The 17319-nt window shown below is 73.3% G+C and carries 12 protein-coding genes; 4 read left to right on the top strand and 8 right to left on the bottom strand.

Translation table 11 applies throughout. The features are described 5' to 3' along the window. Positions 1 to 18: 18 nt before the first annotated feature. Positions 19 to 744, top strand: a complete 726-nt coding sequence (phoU, locus tag WMF11_RS16415; protein WP_437552802.1) for a phosphate signaling complex protein PhoU — start codon at positions 19 to 21, stop codon at positions 742 to 744. Between the two features lie 41 nt (positions 745 to 785). Here the strand turns inward: phoU and WMF11_RS16410 are convergent, their stop codons facing one another. From WMF11_RS16410 to WMF11_RS16395, 4 genes are all read right to left on the bottom strand, one after another. Continuing rightward, a complete protein-coding gene (locus WMF11_RS16410; protein ID WP_437978108.1) occupies positions 786 to 1304 on the bottom strand; it encodes a molybdenum cofactor biosynthesis protein MoaE in 519 nt (172 codons plus the stop codon). Continuing rightward, the gene (moaC, locus tag WMF11_RS16405; RefSeq protein ID WP_044964956.1) at positions 1301 to 1816 is read right to left on the bottom strand and encodes a cyclic pyranopterin monophosphate synthase MoaC; all 516 of its coding nucleotides are present in this window, start codon (positions 1814 to 1816) and stop codon (positions 1301 to 1303) included. The genes WMF11_RS16410 and moaC overlap by 4 nt, the downstream gene beginning before the upstream one ends. Positions 1817 to 1893: 77 nt before the next feature. Further along, a complete protein-coding gene (moaA, locus tag WMF11_RS16400; protein WP_437978107.1) occupies positions 1894 to 3015 on the bottom strand; it encodes a GTP 3',8-cyclase MoaA in 1122 nt (373 codons plus the stop codon). Between the two features lie 25 nt (positions 3016 to 3040). Beyond that, complete coding sequence (locus WMF11_RS16395; RefSeq protein ID WP_276597196.1) at positions 3041 to 3292, bottom strand: MoaD/ThiS family protein; 252 nt, start codon at positions 3290 to 3292, stop codon at positions 3041 to 3043. Positions 3293 to 3448: 156 nt separating this feature from the next. Between WMF11_RS16395 and WMF11_RS16390 the strand changes: the two genes are divergently transcribed. Beyond that, the gene (locus tag WMF11_RS16390) at positions 3449 to 6994 is read left to right on the top strand and encodes a protein kinase domain-containing protein (RefSeq protein WP_437552799.1); all 3546 of its coding nucleotides are present in this window, start codon (positions 3449 to 3451) and stop codon (positions 6992 to 6994) included. A 233-nt stretch (positions 6995 to 7227) separates the two neighbouring features. Here WMF11_RS16390 and WMF11_RS16385 read toward each other — a convergent pair whose 3' ends face one another. Beyond that, on the bottom strand, positions 7228 to 7920 hold the full coding sequence (locus WMF11_RS16385) for a hypothetical protein (RefSeq protein ID WP_437552798.1): 693 nt from the start codon (positions 7918 to 7920) through the stop codon (positions 7228 to 7230). Between the two features lie 112 nt (positions 7921 to 8032). Beyond that, positions 8033 to 8257 (bottom strand): hypothetical protein, encoded by a 225-nt coding sequence (locus WMF11_RS16380; RefSeq protein WP_437978106.1) that lies wholly within the window; start codon positions 8255 to 8257, stop codon positions 8033 to 8035. A 137-nt stretch (positions 8258 to 8394) separates the two neighbouring features. Between WMF11_RS16380 and WMF11_RS16375 the strand changes: the two genes are divergently transcribed. Continuing rightward, positions 8395 to 10401: a PAS domain S-box protein gene (locus WMF11_RS16375; RefSeq protein WP_437978105.1), complete on the top strand. Its 2007-nt coding sequence runs from the start codon at positions 8395 to 8397 to the stop codon at positions 10399 to 10401. Between the two features lie 11 nt (positions 10402 to 10412). Here the strand turns inward: WMF11_RS16375 and WMF11_RS16370 are convergent, their stop codons facing one another. Then, positions 10413 to 14009 (bottom strand): protein kinase domain-containing protein, encoded by a 3597-nt coding sequence (locus WMF11_RS16370; RefSeq protein WP_437978104.1) that lies wholly within the window; start codon positions 14007 to 14009, stop codon positions 10413 to 10415. Between the two features lie 563 nt (positions 14010 to 14572). Here WMF11_RS16370 and WMF11_RS16365 point away from each other — a divergent pair. Then, on the top strand, positions 14573 to 15289 hold the full coding sequence (locus WMF11_RS16365) for a hypothetical protein (RefSeq protein WP_437978103.1): 717 nt from the start codon (positions 14573 to 14575) through the stop codon (positions 15287 to 15289). A 43-nt stretch (positions 15290 to 15332) separates the two neighbouring features. On the opposite strand, the gene WMF11_RS16360 is transcribed toward WMF11_RS16365, so the two are convergent. Then, a complete protein-coding gene (locus WMF11_RS16360; protein WP_437978102.1) occupies positions 15333 to 17246 on the bottom strand; it encodes a L,D-transpeptidase in 1914 nt (637 codons plus the stop codon). Positions 17247 to 17319 lie beyond the last annotated feature (73 nt).

Here is a 17319-nt window from a genome sequence, read left to right as displayed (position 1 = left end):
GAAGCGGGGGATAGAGTCATGCCGACGTCGCACACGAGCAAGGTCTACGAGCACGAGCTACGCACGCTTCGCGAGAAGCTGCTGCTCATGGGCAGCCTCGTCGAGGAGATGATCCAGAAAGGCTCGACCGCGCTCGCGACGCGCGACACGGGCCTCGCCAAGGCGACGATCCGGCTCGATCGCCGGATCAACCGCCTCGAGTGCGAGGTCGACGAGCTCTGTATGAGGATCCTCGCGACGCGCCAGCCCGTCGCGTCCGACCTGCGCTTCGTCACCACGGCGCTCAAGATCGTCACCGATCTGGAGCGGGTCGGCGACCTCGTGGTGAACGTCTGCGAGCGCGTGCAGGAGCTCAACGAGGAGCCGCCGCTCGCGCCGGTGGCGGATCTGCAAGGCCTCGCGGACGAGGCGATCGAGGTGGTGCACGAGGCGCTGGACGCGCTGGTCGCCCGCGACTGCGAGCGAGCGAACCAGCTGCTCACGCGCGATGACGTGATCGACGAGCACTACGCCCGCATCTTCCAGGAGGTGCTCCTCGTCATGAGCCGCGACCCGAGCACGGTGTACAGGGCCACACGCATCCAGTCGATCGCCAAGTACCTGGAGCGCATCGCCGATCACGCGATGAACATCGCCGAGTCGGTCGTCTTCCTCGTCAAGGGGACGGACATCCGGCACCACAACCGCCTGAAGGAGAACGACCCGCTCTCCTCGCCTCCGCCGGCCGGGCTTCGCCTGCGCTAGGCGCCAGCGCTGGCCGGAGGCGCGCACGGCCGGCGCCTGCGCTAGGCGCCAGCGCTGGCCGGAGGCGCCGTCCCACCGTGGCCGTGGGGCCCCTCGTCGCCGTGCGCGTGCCCGTGATGCGCCTCGTGCCCGTGCTCGCCGACGCAGCGGGCGTCCTCCCATCCGACCCAGTAGGGGCCGTCCGGCCCGTGCTCACGCTTCCAGATCGGCAGGCGCTCCTTGATGCGGTCGATGAGCAAGCGGCACCCGCGGAACGCCTCTCCCCGGTGCGGCGCGCTCGCGGCGCAGGCGACGGCGACATCGCCGACGTGGAGCGCGCCCACCCGGTGCGTCGCGGCGACGCGCACGCCAGGGATCTCTGCGGCGAGCTCCGACAGGATCCGCTCGAGCTCGGCCTCGGCCATCGTCCCGTAGGCCTCGTACTCCAGCAGCGTGACCGAACGGCCCTCGTTGACGTCGCGCACCACGCCCAGGAACGTGGCGATGCCGCCCGCGCCAGGGTGAGACACGGCGGCGATGAGCTCGTCGAGACCGAGCGGCTCGGCGCGGATCCGGCTCACGGCGCGCTCCGCTGGAAATGGCCGGAGCGGCCCCCGCTCTTCTCGAGGAGCTTGATGTCCGAGATGACCATCTCGCGATCGATTCCCTTGAGCATGTCGTAGATGGTCAAGCACGCGGCGCTCACCGCGACCATGGCTTCCATCTCGACCCCTGTGCGATCCACCGCCTCCGCGGCGGCGGTCACACGGATCGTCGCGGAGGGCTCGTCCACGTCGAGCGAGACCGAGACGTGGGTGAGCGCGATGCCGTGGCAGAGCGGGATGAGCTCCGGCGTGCGCTTCGCCGCCATGATCCCGGCGATCCGCGCGGCGGCCAGCACGTCGCCCTTCGGGGCGTCGTCGCGCGCGACCCGGGCGATGGTCTCGGGGCGCATCATGACGGCGCCGGACGCGACAGCGCGGCGGTGCGTGACGGGCTTGCCTTCGACAGGCACCATGCGGGCCTCGCCGCTCGGAGAGAGGTGAGTCGAGAGCGCTTCGCCCTCGCCGGGTCGATCAGGGGTTCGCGGCATCGCCCGGAATCTGACACGGCAGCCGTGAGGACCGGAAGCCGAACGTGATCCGGCCCCGCTCGGATCCGCCCGCTCCGTCAGCCGCCGATCGCGCGGATCGACACCGTGGAGGCCGTCTCTTCGGTGCAGCCCTTCCAGACCTTGCCGTCCGGCTTGAGGCGCCACGCCTCGTCCAGGCGCAGGCGGATCGCCGCCCGATCGCCGCTCTTCGCCTCGCGCGAGGCGTCGACGCCATCGTCGGTGGCGAGGCACGGCCGGAGCACGCCCGTCGAGGAGACGCGCAGGCGATCACAGCTCTCGCAGAACGTGTCGCTCGTGCCCGTGATGAAGCCGACGCGGAGCGACGGGTCGCGGCGAGCGCGGACGTACCTGGCCGGGCCGAGGCCGGGCTCGCCGGCCGCCTCTTCCGGCAGGAGGTGCTCGGCAAGGCGCGCCCTCATCTCGGCCGCGGTGACGAGGTGCTTGCCGACGAGCCGAGCGCCCTCGGCGATCGGCATCACCTCGAGGAAGCGCGGCACCATCCGGCGCTCCCAGGCCCACAGCGCGAGCCGCTCGATCTCGTCGTCGTTCACGCCGCGGAGGACCACCGTGTTCAGCTTGATCGGCGAGAAGCCCGCCGCGATCGCGGCGTCGATGCCGTCGAGCACCCGGGCGAGCTCGCCGCCCCGGGTCATCTCGCCGAAGCGCCCGGGATCGAGGGTGTCGATCGAGACGTTCAGCCGGTGCAGCCCGGCGGAGCGAAGCGCCCCGGCGAGCCGCGCGAGCTGCGACGCGTTCGTCGTGAGGGCCAGATCCTCGAAGCCGAGCGCGGCGAGGCACTCGATGATCGACACGATCTCGGGGTGGAGCAGCGGCTCGCCGCCGGTCAGGCGCACCCGCCGGACGCCGGCGTCGCGCAGCGCCTCGAACATGGTGCGCCAGGCGGCCGTCATGAGCTTGCCGTCGGCATAGCCGTCATGCCGCGACGGGCGGCAGTAGGTACACGCGAAGTCGCACCGATCCGTGACCGAGATGCGCACGCTCCGCGGCGCGGGCCCCGCGTGCTCGCCAGCTGCCTCGCCGGCGCCGTCGCGGTACGGGATCACGGCGACGCGCCGGCCAGCGTCTCCGCCGCCGACGAGCGGCAGCGATCGCCGCCGCGGAGCCGATGCGTCGCCCGCACTGCGCGCAGGATCGAGGCCGCCGATAGAAGAAGGCATGGCGCGTCCCTCTCGGGTCCTCTCGCTAGCCGCCCGCCACCGGCGGGATCAGCGCGACCTCGTCACCGAAACCTACAGGATCGCTCGGCGTCGCATAGACGCCGTTCACCGCCACCCGGATGGATCCCTTGTAGGGGCCGAGCCCGGGATAACGAGCACAGACGTGCTCCAGGAGCTCCGCTGCGGTGCAGGGGCCAGCCAGCGGCAGCGCCACTTCTCCGGTACCCAGCACATCCCTCGCGCCAGCGAATGCGAGCACGCGTACCGCTGCATCCATCACCGCAACCTAGCATCGCTCCGCGGACCCGACACGACGAACTGCCGCCAGGCGACCTCGGGCCGCCCTGGCGCCAGGCGCCTGGCGCCGCGCGCCTCGCGAGATTCGAGTCTACCGGGCCCGGCCGGCACGGCTATCATCGGGCGGCTCACCGTCATGTCGGAAGAAGGCTTTTTACCGGGCACGATCCTGGCCGGTCGCTATCAGGTCCGCCGAGAGCTGGGCCGCGGCGGCATGGGGGTCGTCTATCTCTGCCGCGATCTCGTGCTCGACGAGCGCGTGGCCGTGAAGCTGCTCGACCGGCCAGGCGCGGCAGCCCGCCCCGAGGACGCCTGGTGGTTCCAGGAGGAAGCCCGGGCGCTCGCCGGGCTCTCCCATCCGGCGCTCGTCAAGGCCCGCGACTTCGGGGCGCTCAGCAACGGGACGCCGTACCTCGTGATGGACGCCGTCCCGGGTCGATCGCTCCACGAGTGGCTCTACCTCGCGCGGCTCGAGGACCCGCTGCCCTGGCCGATCATCTGGAGCGTCATCGACCAGGTGCTCGGCGCGCTGGCGCACGCGCACGCGCGCGGCGTGATCCACGGGGATCTCAAGCCCTCCAACGTCCTCGTCGATCTGCAGCACGGGGGCGAGCCGCCGCTCGTGCACGTGCTCGACCTCGGGCTGGCCTGGCTCATCCAGGACCGGGTCGATCACCGGCTCGACGGCTCCAGGGAGAGCGAACCCACGGTGCGCTGGGGCGCGGGCACCCCGGGCTGGATGGCGCCCGAGCAGATCCGCTTCGCGGCGCCCCACGTCGGACCGCCGACGGACCTCTACGCGCTCGGCTGCATCCTCTACGCCCTGCTCGCCGGCGGCGAGGTCTACGACGGCAACAACGACGAGCTCCTCCAGCAGCACCGGAGCGCGTCGATCCCGGACCTGCCGCTCCCCCCGGTGGTGCCGGGCGACGTCGCGAAGTTCGCGAAGCGGCTGCTCGCGAAGCGGCCCTGGCACCGCTTCGACTTCGCGGGCGACGCGCGGCGGGTGTGGAAGCGGTTCGAGCCGCGCAACAACGCGAACGTGACCGCGACGCCGCTGCCGATCGCCCTCTTGACGAGCGGCCGCCTGCCCCCGAGCCGCAAGGAGCTGCTCACGCCCGAGCTCATCGAGCCCCCAGACGACGACCCGCCGCCGTCCGTGACGACCACCGGGCTGCTCGCGCTCCGGCCGAGCCCGTTCGTCGCGCGGACCGGGGAGCGGGCGCGGCTCATGGAGGTCGTGGCCGAGATGGTCGACGCGCCGAAGGCGATGCACCGGTTCGTCCTGCTCGCGGGCGAGGCCGGCGTCGGCAAGAGCCGGCTGGCCGAGTGGCTCTGCGAGGAGGTCCACGAGCGGGCGCTCATGGTGCCGCTCCGCGCGCGCTACCGGCGCATCGCGGCGCCGCTCGACGGCGTGCTCGGCGCGGTGACCCAGCACTACCGGCTGGAGCGGGCCGAGCGCGAGATCGTCGAGAAGGTGCTGATGAACCTGTGGGAGGTCCCGCCGGAGGACGAGGTCGGCAAGACGTGGGTCGCGGCGACCGCCGAGTGGATCAAGCCGTCGCCCCCGGGGAGCGAGGCGGTCGGCCCGACGGGGAAGCGCTTCCGCCTGGATCGCCCCGAGCTCCGCTGGCTGATCATCCGCAAGACGCTGGAGAGGATCGGCCGGGACAGGCCGGTGCTGCTCTGGCTCGACGACCTGCACTACGCCTCGTCGACGACGTTCGAGGGGCTCCTCACGCTCCACCGCGACGCGCCGAACCTGGGCCTGCTCGTCGTGGCGACCGTCAGGAGCGAGGCGGTCGAGTGCGATCCAGTGGCGGCGAGGCGCATCGAGGGGGCGCTCGCGGCCTACGTCGGGGAGCGGCTCGACGTCGCCCCGCTGAACCCCACGCAGACGCACGCGCTGCTCCGGGAGACGCTGCCGCTCGACGACGCGGCGGCCGAGGCGGCGACGGCCCGCAGCAAGGGGAACCCGCTCTTCGCGCTGCAGCTGCTGCACGCGTGGGCGGGCGGCGGGCACCTCCAGCTCCGCGCGGGCAAGTACTTCGTGCCGAGGGCGTCGATGGCCGTGCAGGCGGCCACGACCGCCGACCTCTGGGAAGAGCGCCTCGCGGCGCTGCCCGAGGAGCTCCGCACCGGCGCGCGCGCCGCCGCCGCGCTCGGCGGCGACATCCGGCGCGAGATCCTGCGCGCGCTGCTCACCTCGCTCGACATCTCGGCGGACAGGGCGATCGCGTCCATGCAGCGTGCCCAGATCCTCCTCGCCGTGGGCGATCGCCTGCGCTGGCCGCACGCGCTGCTCCAGGAGCACCTCCTCTCGCAGCTCTTCCTCGAGCCGGACGCGGCACGCGTGTTCCGCGCCGCCGCCGACGCGCTCGGGGCGCACCCGGCCGCGTCGAGCCGCCGCATCCTCCGGCACCGGGTCGTCAGCCTCCTGCGCGCCGGCGACACCGACGAGGCCGCGGCGCTCATGCACGCGCACGTGGCGGCGCACTGGCAGAGCTCGCGTGACATCGCGGCGACGCTCCGCGATCTCGCCGTGCTCGACGGCAAGCTGCCCGGGGGGAGCGACTCGCGCCCGGGCCTCCGGGGCGGCGTGGACGCGCGGCCCGTGCTGACGGGGACGCGCCTCGGGACGCAGCTGCGCTTCCGCGCCGAGGCGCTGCGGCTGGCGGGGAGGCTCGACGAGGCGCGGCGCGACGCGGAGGACGCGCGGCGCATCTTCGAGCAAGCCGGCGACCGCGAGAACCAGGCGCACTGCCTGCGCCTGCTCGGGCACATCGCGTCGGACCTCGGCGCGGAGGCGCAGGGCCGGCGGCTCGTGGCGCGGGCGCACGCGATCTTCGACGAGATCGGCCACGGCCACGGGCAGGCGCAGTGCGAGGTGCTGCTCGGCGAGATCGACTACCTGCTCGGCGAGCACGCGCGGGCGCGGGCGGTGCTCGCGTCCGGGGCGTCGCGGTTCATGGAGGTCGGCGATCGGCTCGGCCGGGCGCAGTGCCTGCTGCTGCAGAGCATGGTCGAGCAGGCCGGGGCGACCTCGGACGCGGCGCGCGCGCTGCTCACGACCGCGCACGCCGACTTCGACGCCATCGGCTACCGGCTCGGGCTGGCGCAGTGCGACCTCGCGCTGTCGCACTCGGACCACCGCGTCGGCAACTTCGAGGCGGCGCGCTCGGGCGCGCTCGCGGCGCGGCAGAGCTTCCGCGACGTCGCGAACCCGCGCGGCGAGGCCGGGTGCGAGCGCCTGCTCTCGATGGTGGCGCTCGACGCGGGCGCGCCGGAGCTCGCCGAGGAGCACGCGCTCGCCGCCGGCAGGCTCTTCGAGCGGCTCGGGGATCCGTGGGGCCTTGTGGAGGCGCGGCTGCTCTTCGCGCAGATCGCGCTCCACCGCGGGGAGGCGGAGCTCGCGCGCGAGCACCTGATGGCGTGCGAGGCGGTGGCGCTCGCGGAGGCGGAGCCCCGGCAGCACCGGCACCTGACGCTCGCCTGGCTCGCGTACCACGAGGGGCGCTTCCACGAGGCGGCGCGCGAGCTCGACGCGGCGCGCGCGGCCTTCAAGGACAGCCGCACCGGGGACCACACGCCGCAGCTCCTCGAGCGCTTCGCGCGGATGGGCTGGCCCAAGCCGGCGGGCGCGCGGATCAGCGGCTGGATGCGCACCCTCGAGAACACCTGAGCCGGAGGCCGAGCACGCGGGGCGCCCGCGCACGGCAACTCCCCTCCACGAGAGCTCTCCAAGGGGATCAGAGGCCGTCGATAGCTGACGTTCTCACGAGCTGCGTCGCCGAGCGGGTCTCACCCGCACAGGAGACGGGTCCAGATCGGCGTCTTCGGCGCGCAAGCGCACTCCCGTGCGCTGAGCACCGAAAACGCCGAGATGGGCCCGTATCCGAAGCGGGTGAGCCCCGCTCAAAGAGGGAGCCAGAAGTCGGGGCCAAAGAGCCGGCGCGCGTCCTCGATGGTGCGGAGGGCACGCGGCAGATCGAGCCTCGCCTGGTGCTCGGCCAGCTGCACGACGTAGGGGATCCAGAGCGGCCTGCAGACGACGAGCGCGGCGAGGTGGAACTCCGCCTCCTCGGTCTGGCCGAGATCCATCGCGACACGCGCAAGGAGGCTGTGCACCGGGACGGGCGACCCGAGCGGCGCGATGGCCGTGGCGCAGCGCCGCACGCTCTCCGCGGCCTCCTCGCTGGGGTGCCGCCGGAACTCCTGGAACGTCTCCTCGAGCTCGTGCTCGTCGCTCACCTGCTCCGGCAAGTGCTGCGCGACGAGCGCCTTCCAGTGATCGACGAACGGCAAACCGGCGAGGGCGCTCGAGCTGTCGGCGTGGGCAAGGAGCATATCGGCCTCCTTCCAGTCGCCAGCCTCTCGGGCGAACTCGAGCCCCGAGACGACCCGAGCCTCCTCGTGGAGCCCAGGCTCCTTCGTCAGGAGCCAGCGCTGCCAGTAGAGCGCGCCCCGGAAGGCCACGCGCGCGAGCGGCTCTTTGTCGTCCGCACGCATCTGCAGCGCCATGTCCAGGAGCGCCCCCTTGTGCCGCTGCACGTCGTCGACAACGAGGCTCGCTGGCCAAGCGCAGAGCCCGCACGCCTCCGAGATCATCGCACCCCCCTCGCACCGCGCGAGAGCTGCCTGCCGAAAGGCAGCGCAGAAGAACCCCCCCGCGATACAGGCCAACGCTACCACGGCGCCCGCAGCAGGCGAGAGGTCGTCGTCAGCGGGTGGCAGGCAGACAACATCGACGAAGGCGACAGCGCTCGAATGCCGCCGCGCGAGCGGCCTGCACCGGGACGGATCCCGGACCAGGGAGCGGACGAAGGGCGAAACCGACGAAAGCGACGAAACCGACGAAAGCGAGCGGGACGACGAGGACGGCGAGGACGACGACGACAACCACCCGCGCCGAGCCGCGCGCGGGCTCATGGACCTCGATCTCCACCGAGGCTTCCTGCACAATGCGCCGCTGGCGGCAGCGGCAGAGAGGGGTGTCGGCGGCCGCTCGAGGTGCTGATTGGCGATCGAGATCGAGAGGACAACGCGGCGGCACGGCGCTCCTGACCCCCTGCGGCGCCCACGATGAGCCAGCCTGATCTCCACCGGGCCGCATTCGATGCGGCCGAAGACGCGATCCTCCTCCTGGAGAACGGCCGCGTGATCGACGCCAACCCGAGGGCGATCCAGCTGCTCGCCGGATCCGCGGACGGCCTCGTCGGACGGGAGCTCGCGGACCTCGCGCCGCTCCTGCAGCCCGACGGACAGGCCTCCGCCGAACGCCTCGCGCAGCGGCTCGACGCGGCGGGCCGGGGCGAGCCGCAGCGATTTCGGTGGCTCTACCGGCGCCCGGGCGGGGACTTCGTCCAGGCCGACACGCAGATCGCGCGGCTCGCCCTCGCTGACCGCGCAGGGCCGATCCTGCGCGCGGTCGTGCGCGAGGAGGACAAGGAGCAGCGGCGGCTCTACGCGCTCGCCGTCGACATGCTCGGCGCCGCGACGCTCGACGGGCGGTTCAAGGAGCTCAGCCCCTCGTGGGAGCGCACGCTCGGGTTCAGCCGTCAGGAGCTGATGGCGCGGCCCTACCTCGAGTTCATCCACCCCGAGGACAAGGCGCGCACCCTCTCGGAGACAGACACGTTCTCGACCGGCGCGCAGACGATCACCTACGAGAACCGCTTCCTCTGCAAGGACGGCTCGTACCGGTGGCTCGAGTGGAACGCGATGCTCGCGCTCGACGAGGGGCTCGTCTACTTCGTCGCCCGCGACGTCACGCGGCGCAAGACCGCCGAGCTCTCGCTCCGTGAGTCCGAGGAGAAGCTGCGGGCGCTGTACGACGGCATCCCGTATTACCTGGTCGTCGTCGACAAAGACGCGCGCATCGTCTCGGTGAACCGGCCGTATCCCGGGGTCCGGGAGGAGAGCGTCGTCGGCCGGAGCCTCTACGATTTCACGTCGCCGGAGTACCACGCCACGGTGAGGGAGGCGCTCCAGACGGTGATCCGGGAGGGAGGCCGCGCGAGCTACGAGGTGGTCGGCCTCGGGGCGAACGGCGGGCGGGCATGGTACGCGAACCACGTCAGCGCGATCCGTGGGGCGGACGAGGTCACGAACGCGCTGATCGTGGGGGAGAACATCACCGAGCGCCGGCGCGCCGAGGAGGAGCGCCGGGAGAGCGAGGCGCGCTTCCACGCGGCCGTCGAGGCCAGCATGGACGCGTTCCTCACGCTGGCCTCCCGCCGCGACGACAGCGAGGAGATCGCCGACTTCGTGATCACGGGGCTCAACGCGCGCGCCGCGACGATGCTGTCGTCGATGCCGCGCGAGCAGCTCCTCGGTCGGCGCCTCTCGGAGCTCGTCCACTCGGTCGAGGCCGGCGTCCTCCTGGAGAGGTGCCTGCGCGGCCTCCGGAAGGGGGCGCCGATCGAGGAGGAGATCCTCCTGCCCGCGCCGAACGCCCAGGCGTCGCGCCCGAGCGTCTGGGTGCACCACCAGATCGTGCCGATCCAGAGCGGCGTCGCCGTGACGATGCGGGACACCACCGAGCGCAAGCGGCTCGAAGATCAGCTGCGCCAGTCGATCGAGCGCCTCGAGGTGTACGCCGAGGAGCTGGAAGGCAAGAACCGGATGCTCGCCGCGGAGAACGCCGAACGCGAGCGGACGGCGAGCGTCCTGCGCCAGCAGCAGGAGGCGATCCGCGCGCTGTCGACGCCGATCATCCAGGCGTGGGAGGGCGTCCTCGTGCTGCCGATCATCGGCGCGCTCGACCGCGCCCGGGCCACGGACGTCATGGAGAAGCTGCTCGGGGAGATCGTCCGCACGCAGGCCCACTTCGCCGTGCTCGATCTGACCGGCGTGGAGGACGTGGACACGCCGACGGTCGACCACCTGTTCCAGGTGGCCCGGGCCGCGAGCCTGCTCGGCAGCCGCTGCCTCGTCTCCGGGATCTCCCCCGGGGTCGCGCAGGCCATCGTGACGCTCGGCAGCGACGCGCGGACGCTCGAGACCTTCGGCGCGCTGGAGGACGCCCTGCGCCACGCGCTTGTCGTGTCCGGCGCCCGGCTGCCCAGCGCGCGCGGCAAGGCGCTGTAGCGGCGGCCTCCCTACGCGTCGTCGGCCGCGAGCTCGTCGTGGAGCTCCCGGGCGCGCGCCGCGTGGCGCAGCGCCGCGGCGCCCTCACCGATCGCGGCGGCGTGCGCCGCGGCGCGGTCGTACGCCGCCGCGGCCGCCCGCAGATCGCCGCCCCGCTCGTAGTGGTGGGCGAGGAGGGCGGCCCCCTCGTCGCGCGCCTCCACGTTCGACGCGCGGTGCTCTATCCAGTCGGCGACGAGCAGGTGGATCCGCCGGCGGATCTTGAGGCTCAGCATCTCGTAGGCGACCTCGCACGTCGCCTGCTCCACGAACACGTACTCGCGCTCGCCGGGGAACGACGCGGGGGAGCGGAGCCGGATCAGCTGGCGCTCGCAGAGGCGCGCGAGCAGCTCGGCGGTGGACGCGCTGCCCCCGTGGCGCACCGAGAACGGCGGATCGAGATCCTGGAGCTCCGCGAGGATGCGCTCGCTCGACATCGGCGAGCGCGCCTGCGGGGCGTCGTTCCGGAGCCGCTCGACCGCGCCCTCCCAGAAGGTCCGGCCGACGACCGCGGCCTGCGCGAGGAGGCCGCGCGCGCCTTCGTCCAGGCGGTCGAGGCGCGCCTGGACCACGCCGTGCACGGCCGGCGGCAGGCTCAGCGCGCCGATCGCGTCGTCACGGACGTGCCACGCGCCGTCCTGGGCCTCGATGGCGCCGGCGTCCACGAGGAGGTGGAGCGTCTCCTCCACGGTTCGCGGGTTGCCTTCGGAGCGCTCGGCGATCGCGCGCACGAGCTCGTGGTCGAGCGCGGAGGCGCCGCGGAGCCGATCCCGGATCATCTCCTCCGCGTGCCGCCGCGCGAGCGGCGACGCGTCGACGCGGACGTACGCTTCCTTCCCGACGCCCCAGTCCGGGCGGCGCTCGTAGAGCTCGGGGCGCGCGGTGCACACCATGCAGAGCGGCAGCCCCTCGGCGTTCGCCACGAGCTCCTCGACGAGGTCGAGCGTCGCGTCGTCGGCCCACTGCAGGTCGTCGCACACGATCACCATCGGCGTCCGCTCGAGCGCGAAGGTGACGAGCAGCGCCAGCGCGGAGGCGATCCGGCGCCTCGCCAGCACGCTGCCGCGCGCCGCGGCCTCGAGGAGCCCGGCGGGCGCGGGCCGCGCGCCCAGGATGGCCGCCAGCCGGGCGAGGATCTCCTCGAGGTCGCTCCCCCCGGTCGGCCTCGACAGCGAGGGGGACGGATCGAGCTCGTCGTCGTCCTCGTACCGCGCCGCCCCGGCTCCCCTGCGCCCGCTGACGGTCGAGCTGATCGGCCCTCGGAGCGGGACGGACGAGGTGCGGGTCACGATGGGCGACGCGCCCCCGAGCGCGGCGGCCCTGGCCCCCGCGCCGGCGGCCTCCCGCTCGGCGCGGACGCGGGCGCGCGCGGCGCGCAGCCGGATCCAGCGCAGGCCGCGGCGCAGCTTGCGCAGGATGACCTGGGCCGGATCGGCCTCGTGGATCCCGAACCAGCGGCGGAGCAGCGCGCCGGCCAGGCCATAGCTCGAATCCTGCGCGAGCGCCGAGCACTGCGCCGACAGGACGAGCAGCCCCCCGGGCGGCGCCAGCGCGTACCCGCGCTCCGAGGAGGGCGCGCCGCCCCCGGCGCCGCCGTCGCGGAGGCCCGCGAAGAGCTCTGCGAGCATCCGCGTCCGTCCCACGCCGGGCGCGCCGACCAGCGTGATGAGGCGCGGCCGCCGCTCGTGGAAGGCGGTCTCGACGAGATCACACAGGCGCTGCATCTCCGCGCCGCGCCCGACGAGGCGCGTCGAGAGCCCATGGAAATCGGGCGGTACGAGCGCGTGGTGGAGCGGCGCCTCGCCGAGCACGCGGTAGATCGGCGGCGCCGCGCCGTGCGCGGTGGACGCCGGCGGCGCCGCCGGCGCCCGGACCGCGCCGGCGCTCGCGCCCGCGTCGAGCGCCTCGACGAGGAAGCGCCCGAGGACGAGGCGCCGGGTGTCGCGGCCGATCACGATCGCGCCGCGCGGCGCGAGCTGCTGCAGGTGCCCCGCGCCGTCGACCGCGTCGCCGATGACGGCGAGATCTTGCCGCGCCGAGCCCCCGACGCCGACGAAGGCCCGCCCCGTCGCGATCCCGAACCGCACCGAGAGGCGGACCGAGCGCGCGGCGCGCGGCAGCGTGAGGCGCGGGATCGCGGCCTGCGCGCCGAGCGCCGCGACGATCGCTCGCTCGGCGTCGCTGTCGGTCGAGCGAGGGACGCCGAAGACCGCCATGACGCGCCCGCCGATCGGTCGCTCCACGATCCCGTGCATCTGCTCGACGTGCTCCGCGAGCACCTGATAGCAGCGGTCGACGACGTCCTTGACGTCCTCGGGATCGAGCCGCGACGAGAGCGCGGTCGCCTCGGACAGATCCGCGAAAAGGACGGTGCAGACCCGGTGCTCACCGCCCTCGAACGGCAGCGCGGCCCGGGTCCGAGGCGAGCCGCGATCGGAGCTCACGCTCCCCCTCATCCCGCTGCTGTCCGGCGCCCGCCACGGCGTCGACGACGGCGGCAGCGACGGCGGAGGGACGGACAGCGCCGGCGGCGGCGGCAGCGGCGGCAGGTGGACGGCGGCGAGATCGAGCAGCCCGTCATCCGCGTCGTCGTTCGCGTCGCCTTGGCCGAATGCGGGCGCGCGCAGGGTGTCGCGCGCCACGACGACGACGCTGGAGCGGTGGGCGGCCTCCAGGGCGGCCCACATCTCGCCGAGGTTGTGGAACCGCTGCGAGGGGTTGATCGCGAGCGCTCGGCCGAGGACCGCCTCGACGTCAGCGTTCGCGTTCACCCCGCGGGCGCGGAAGCTCGGCCGGATCGCCTCGTCGCTCGAGGCGACGAAGAGCTGGATGACGTCGCCGCCCGAGAGGGCGGGCTGACCGCTCGCGACCTCGACGAGGATGAGGGCCATCGCGTAGACGTCGGTCCAGGGCCCCGTCGCGCCGAACCGCGGGCTGAACTGCTCGGGCGCGCCGTACTGCGGCGTGAAGGCGCGGAACGTTCGTCCCGTCTGGACGAGCGCCTCTGCGAACGTCGGCGTCTCGGAGAAGACCTTGGCGAGGCCGAAGTCGAGCACCTTCATGCGGTCGCCGAGCAGGAACAGGTTGGCCGGCTTGACGTCGCGGTGAGACACGTTCTCGTCGTGGGCGACGGCGAGCGCGGAGGCGACCGGCGCGAGGAGCCGGATCGCCTCGCCGAGGCTCCTCGGCGGGAGCTTCTCGGCGCTGCGGCGCTTGAGATCCTGCTCGAGCGTCTCGCCCTCCAGCCACTCCATGACGATGTACGGCGTCCATGGCCCCTTCGGAGCGGCGGCGGCGCCGATGTCGAGCGCCTGGACGATGCCCATCGTCCGGCGTGAGAGCTGGTGGAGCAGGCGCGCCTCCTCGCGGAACTTGGCGAGGAAACCGTCCTGCTGGTCAGGGCTTAGACCCGCGGGGATCTTGAGACATTTGACGGCGACCGGCGAATCGAAGCCGAGGTGCCGGGCCCTGTAGACGACGCCGAACGCTCCCTCGCCCGCCAGCGCCTCGACGGCGAACTGGCCGTCGATGATCGACCCCACCCAGCCGAACGGGTCGCTGGCCTGCATCGTTGCCTAGGCTACCTGTTGCGCCGAACCCCGAGCAAGAGAAGCAACGGCCGCGGGCGAGGGGATGTGCGAGGCGGGGCGCGCGTGAGGCCCCGCCGAACTCGCGGCTCCAAGGAGGAAAAGGGGCCATGACGGCCGCAGCGGGCGACTGGCATGGATCCATCTCCGCTGGCCGGCTAACGGAGGCAGGAGATGCGAGCTCGACGGCGCCGATCTGCCTACATGAGCGCTGCGGCGCCGCGGCAGAACTCGGACCGCCGGACCACCGCAGATCCGGTTCATCGAGGCGCACTGCCGTCCTCGCGCTTCTCTCATCGCCACGCGCACCACGCGGCGCGTACCGGTGGATCGAGCACGAAGACGAGTCCCCTGGATCGGGGACAGGCAGCTCATGGGCGCTCCTGCCTGCCACGGCCGGCCTGCGCTGCAGGCCCTCACGGGCCCGCGGCGTCGCCGAAGCAGCCGTATCCCTTGCCCCACAGCGGGAATTCAGAAGGGCGAGGGAGAGCGCGCCGCATCGCTTCGCCGTCGACCGCCGCGGACGGCGGCGCCATCCTGAACGCATGAACTTCCTGCTTCATCGCCACCTCGCCGCGCGCGACCTCGGCTCGGCCGCCGCGGGTGCGGCGGCGATGCTCCCGGACCTCTGGCGCATGGCCGACCGGCGCGTCAGGCCCTCGCGCGCGCCCGATCGTCCCGCCGCCCCGCCGCCCCGCCTCGCCGAGGTGCTGGCCGGCATCGACCACCACGTCGCCGCCGACCGCTGGTTCCACGCCGCCCCTGTCTTCGTGGAGGGCGAGCGCCGCCTCGCCGCCGCGTTGCGCGCCGCCGCGCTCGGCGCGCCCCGGCTCGCGCTCTTCGCCCACGTGCTCTGGGAGATGTGCCTCGACGGCGCGCTCGTCCGCAGGACCGGCCTCGCGCCCCTCCTCGACGACCTCCGCGCCGGCCTCGAGGCCATCGACGGCGCCCCGACCGAGGCCGCCGCCTCGATCCACCACTTCCAGCAGCGCGCCCCCTCCCCCGCCGGCGCCCTCGCCGATCGCGCCGCCTTCGAGTCGCGGCTCCGTCGCATCTGCGACGAGCTCACCCGCGGCCCCTGGATCGCCGGCTACCAGGACGGCGCCGGCCTCGTCCTCCGCCTCTCAGGCGTGCGCGCGCGCTTCGGCATGCCCCCGTTCACCCCGGACCAGCAAGCCCGCCTGGCCGCGCTCCTCGACGCCCTCGCCGCCTCCGCAGACGACGCGCTGACCGACCTCCTCCACACCGCGCCGAAGCACTGAAGCGCCCCCTCTTCTCCCTCATCGATAACAGCGACCGCCTCACCTACTCGTGGACGATGATCGTCGTGCCCTCACCCAGCTCTTCGCCTGTGTTGATCGCGTGCCATCCGGGCGGCACCGGGGGATCGGTCCACAGGAACAGCCGGTGGGCGTCGATGGGCGACAGGTTGATGCAGCCGTGGCTGCGCGGCGTGCCGAAGACGTCGTGCCAGTACGCTGCGTGGAGCGCGTAGCCGCTCGCGAAGTACTGGATGTACGGCACGTCCTTGAGGGCGTAGGTCCCCTCGCCGCGGCGCCGCGTCACGCCGTACTCCCCGTCGCCCTTCCGGGGGACCACCTTCTCGCCCGCCGCGGGCTTCGCCGCCGCGCTCGCGCCAGGCTTCTTCGAGGCGCGCTCCTTCGACGAGCCGCCCTTGTCCGGCTTCGCGCCGCGCGAGGCCGACGGCGCGTCGGCGGTCGTCTCCGCGCGGCCGCCGACGCTCGACGACTCGTTCGAGTCCATCGTCGCCGTGATGTGCTTGTTGCGGATGCGGAAGACGCCGCGCACCGTCGCGGTCGTGGTCTTGGGATCGGCCACCCCGGCCTGGCCGGTGGAGACCAGCGTGGCGTAGACCGGGCGCTTGCCCTCCCAGAGGACCAGCGTCTGGTGCGTGATCGACACCTCGATCCACTTCTCGCCCTTCTCGGCGACCTCCGGCCACGCGGACGGGGCGACCGCGAGCCCGACGTCCAGCTGGCTCACGTACCGCTGATCCCGGGTGCGGTAGTACTTCACGCCCTCGATCCGGCGCATCCTGCCGGTCAGCGGGACGATGTCCCGGAACGGCAGCTCCTTGCCCGGCGTCGCCTTGTCGCCCTGGATCTGGACGTCGCGAGCGCCGCGCGCGCGGACGAAGGCGAGCGGCAGCGTGAGCGCATCGGTCAGCTCGACCCCGTGCCAGGGAGAGCCGGTGTCGGGCTTGATCTTCGTGGCAGGCGCGAGCCGCAGATCGGTCGTGATCGCGAACCGCCGGCTCAGCGACTCCGGTCCCGTCGCGAACGATCCGATCAGCGACAGCCCGGTGAAGCGCCGCGCGCGATCGGCGAAGACCGCGTAGTCCGGGACCTTGAAGTCGCTGATGTTGCGGATGAGGCGCTTGCCGCCCTCGAGCCAGAAGGGGATCGGGTCGCCGTCCCCTTCCCCGCCGAGCAGGGCGCCCTCGCCGAGCTCGAGCGAGTTCTTCCCCAGGCCGAGCTCGCCGAGCTGCTTGCCGGGAAGCGGCACGCCGCGCGCGTCGATCGCCACGTCGTTCGCGCCGAGGATGACCCGCTGCACGGTCGCCTTGTTCTCCTCGAACCACGACAGGTGCTCGTCGAGCTTGAACTCCGATTTGCGCTGCTCCTCGGCGGTGGGGACGCGCAGGTAGAGCGGCAGCACAGCGCGGACGAAGGCGTACCGGTACGGGAGCGCGGTCCTCAGGTTCGGCCCGGGGCCGGCGGCCTTGAGGATCGGGTCGTTCAGGTCGAGCGTCGCGTCCTCGCCCACGCAGAGGTAGCCGTGGGGCTCGATCGCGTACCAGCCGCCCGGACAGCCCGCGGTGCCGGCGGGCTCGGCGGAGCGGGGCACCCTGGAGCCGACGCGCAGGTACCCGAGCTTCTTCGACGTGTCGCGCGGCTCCTTGTAGACGGTCGCCACGAAGGCCGTCACGCCGAGCAGCGGCTTGTCGCTCGGCGGCCACGCGGGCGCCGCGAGCTCCGCGGGCGCGGCCTGCCCGTCGGTCGCCGTGAGCGCCGCGGGGGCCGCGCCTTCGCCCGAGGCGCCGGTGGGGGCCGCGGCCCCCGCGTCCGCCGGGACGTCCGCGGGCTTGCGACAGCCGCACGCCGCCGCCGTGAGCGCCGCGAGGTGAGCGAGACAGAGAGCGAGGCGCGCCGCGCGCCGCGCGCCGTGAGGCTTCCCGGAGGACAGCAGGGCGCCCATGCGGGCGTACTTGCCAAAATCGGCGCGCGACGAAAAGCCCAAAACACGCGGCGGCGCGCGCCGGCGCTGGTCC

The organism is Sorangium sp. So ce295, assembly GCF_051527405.1.
Lineage (GTDB): Bacteria > Myxococcota_A > Polyangia > Polyangiales > Polyangiaceae > Sorangium > Sorangium cellulosum_B.
Note: the sequence above shows the minus strand (reverse complement) of the source record. Positions and strands in the feature narration are given on the sequence as shown.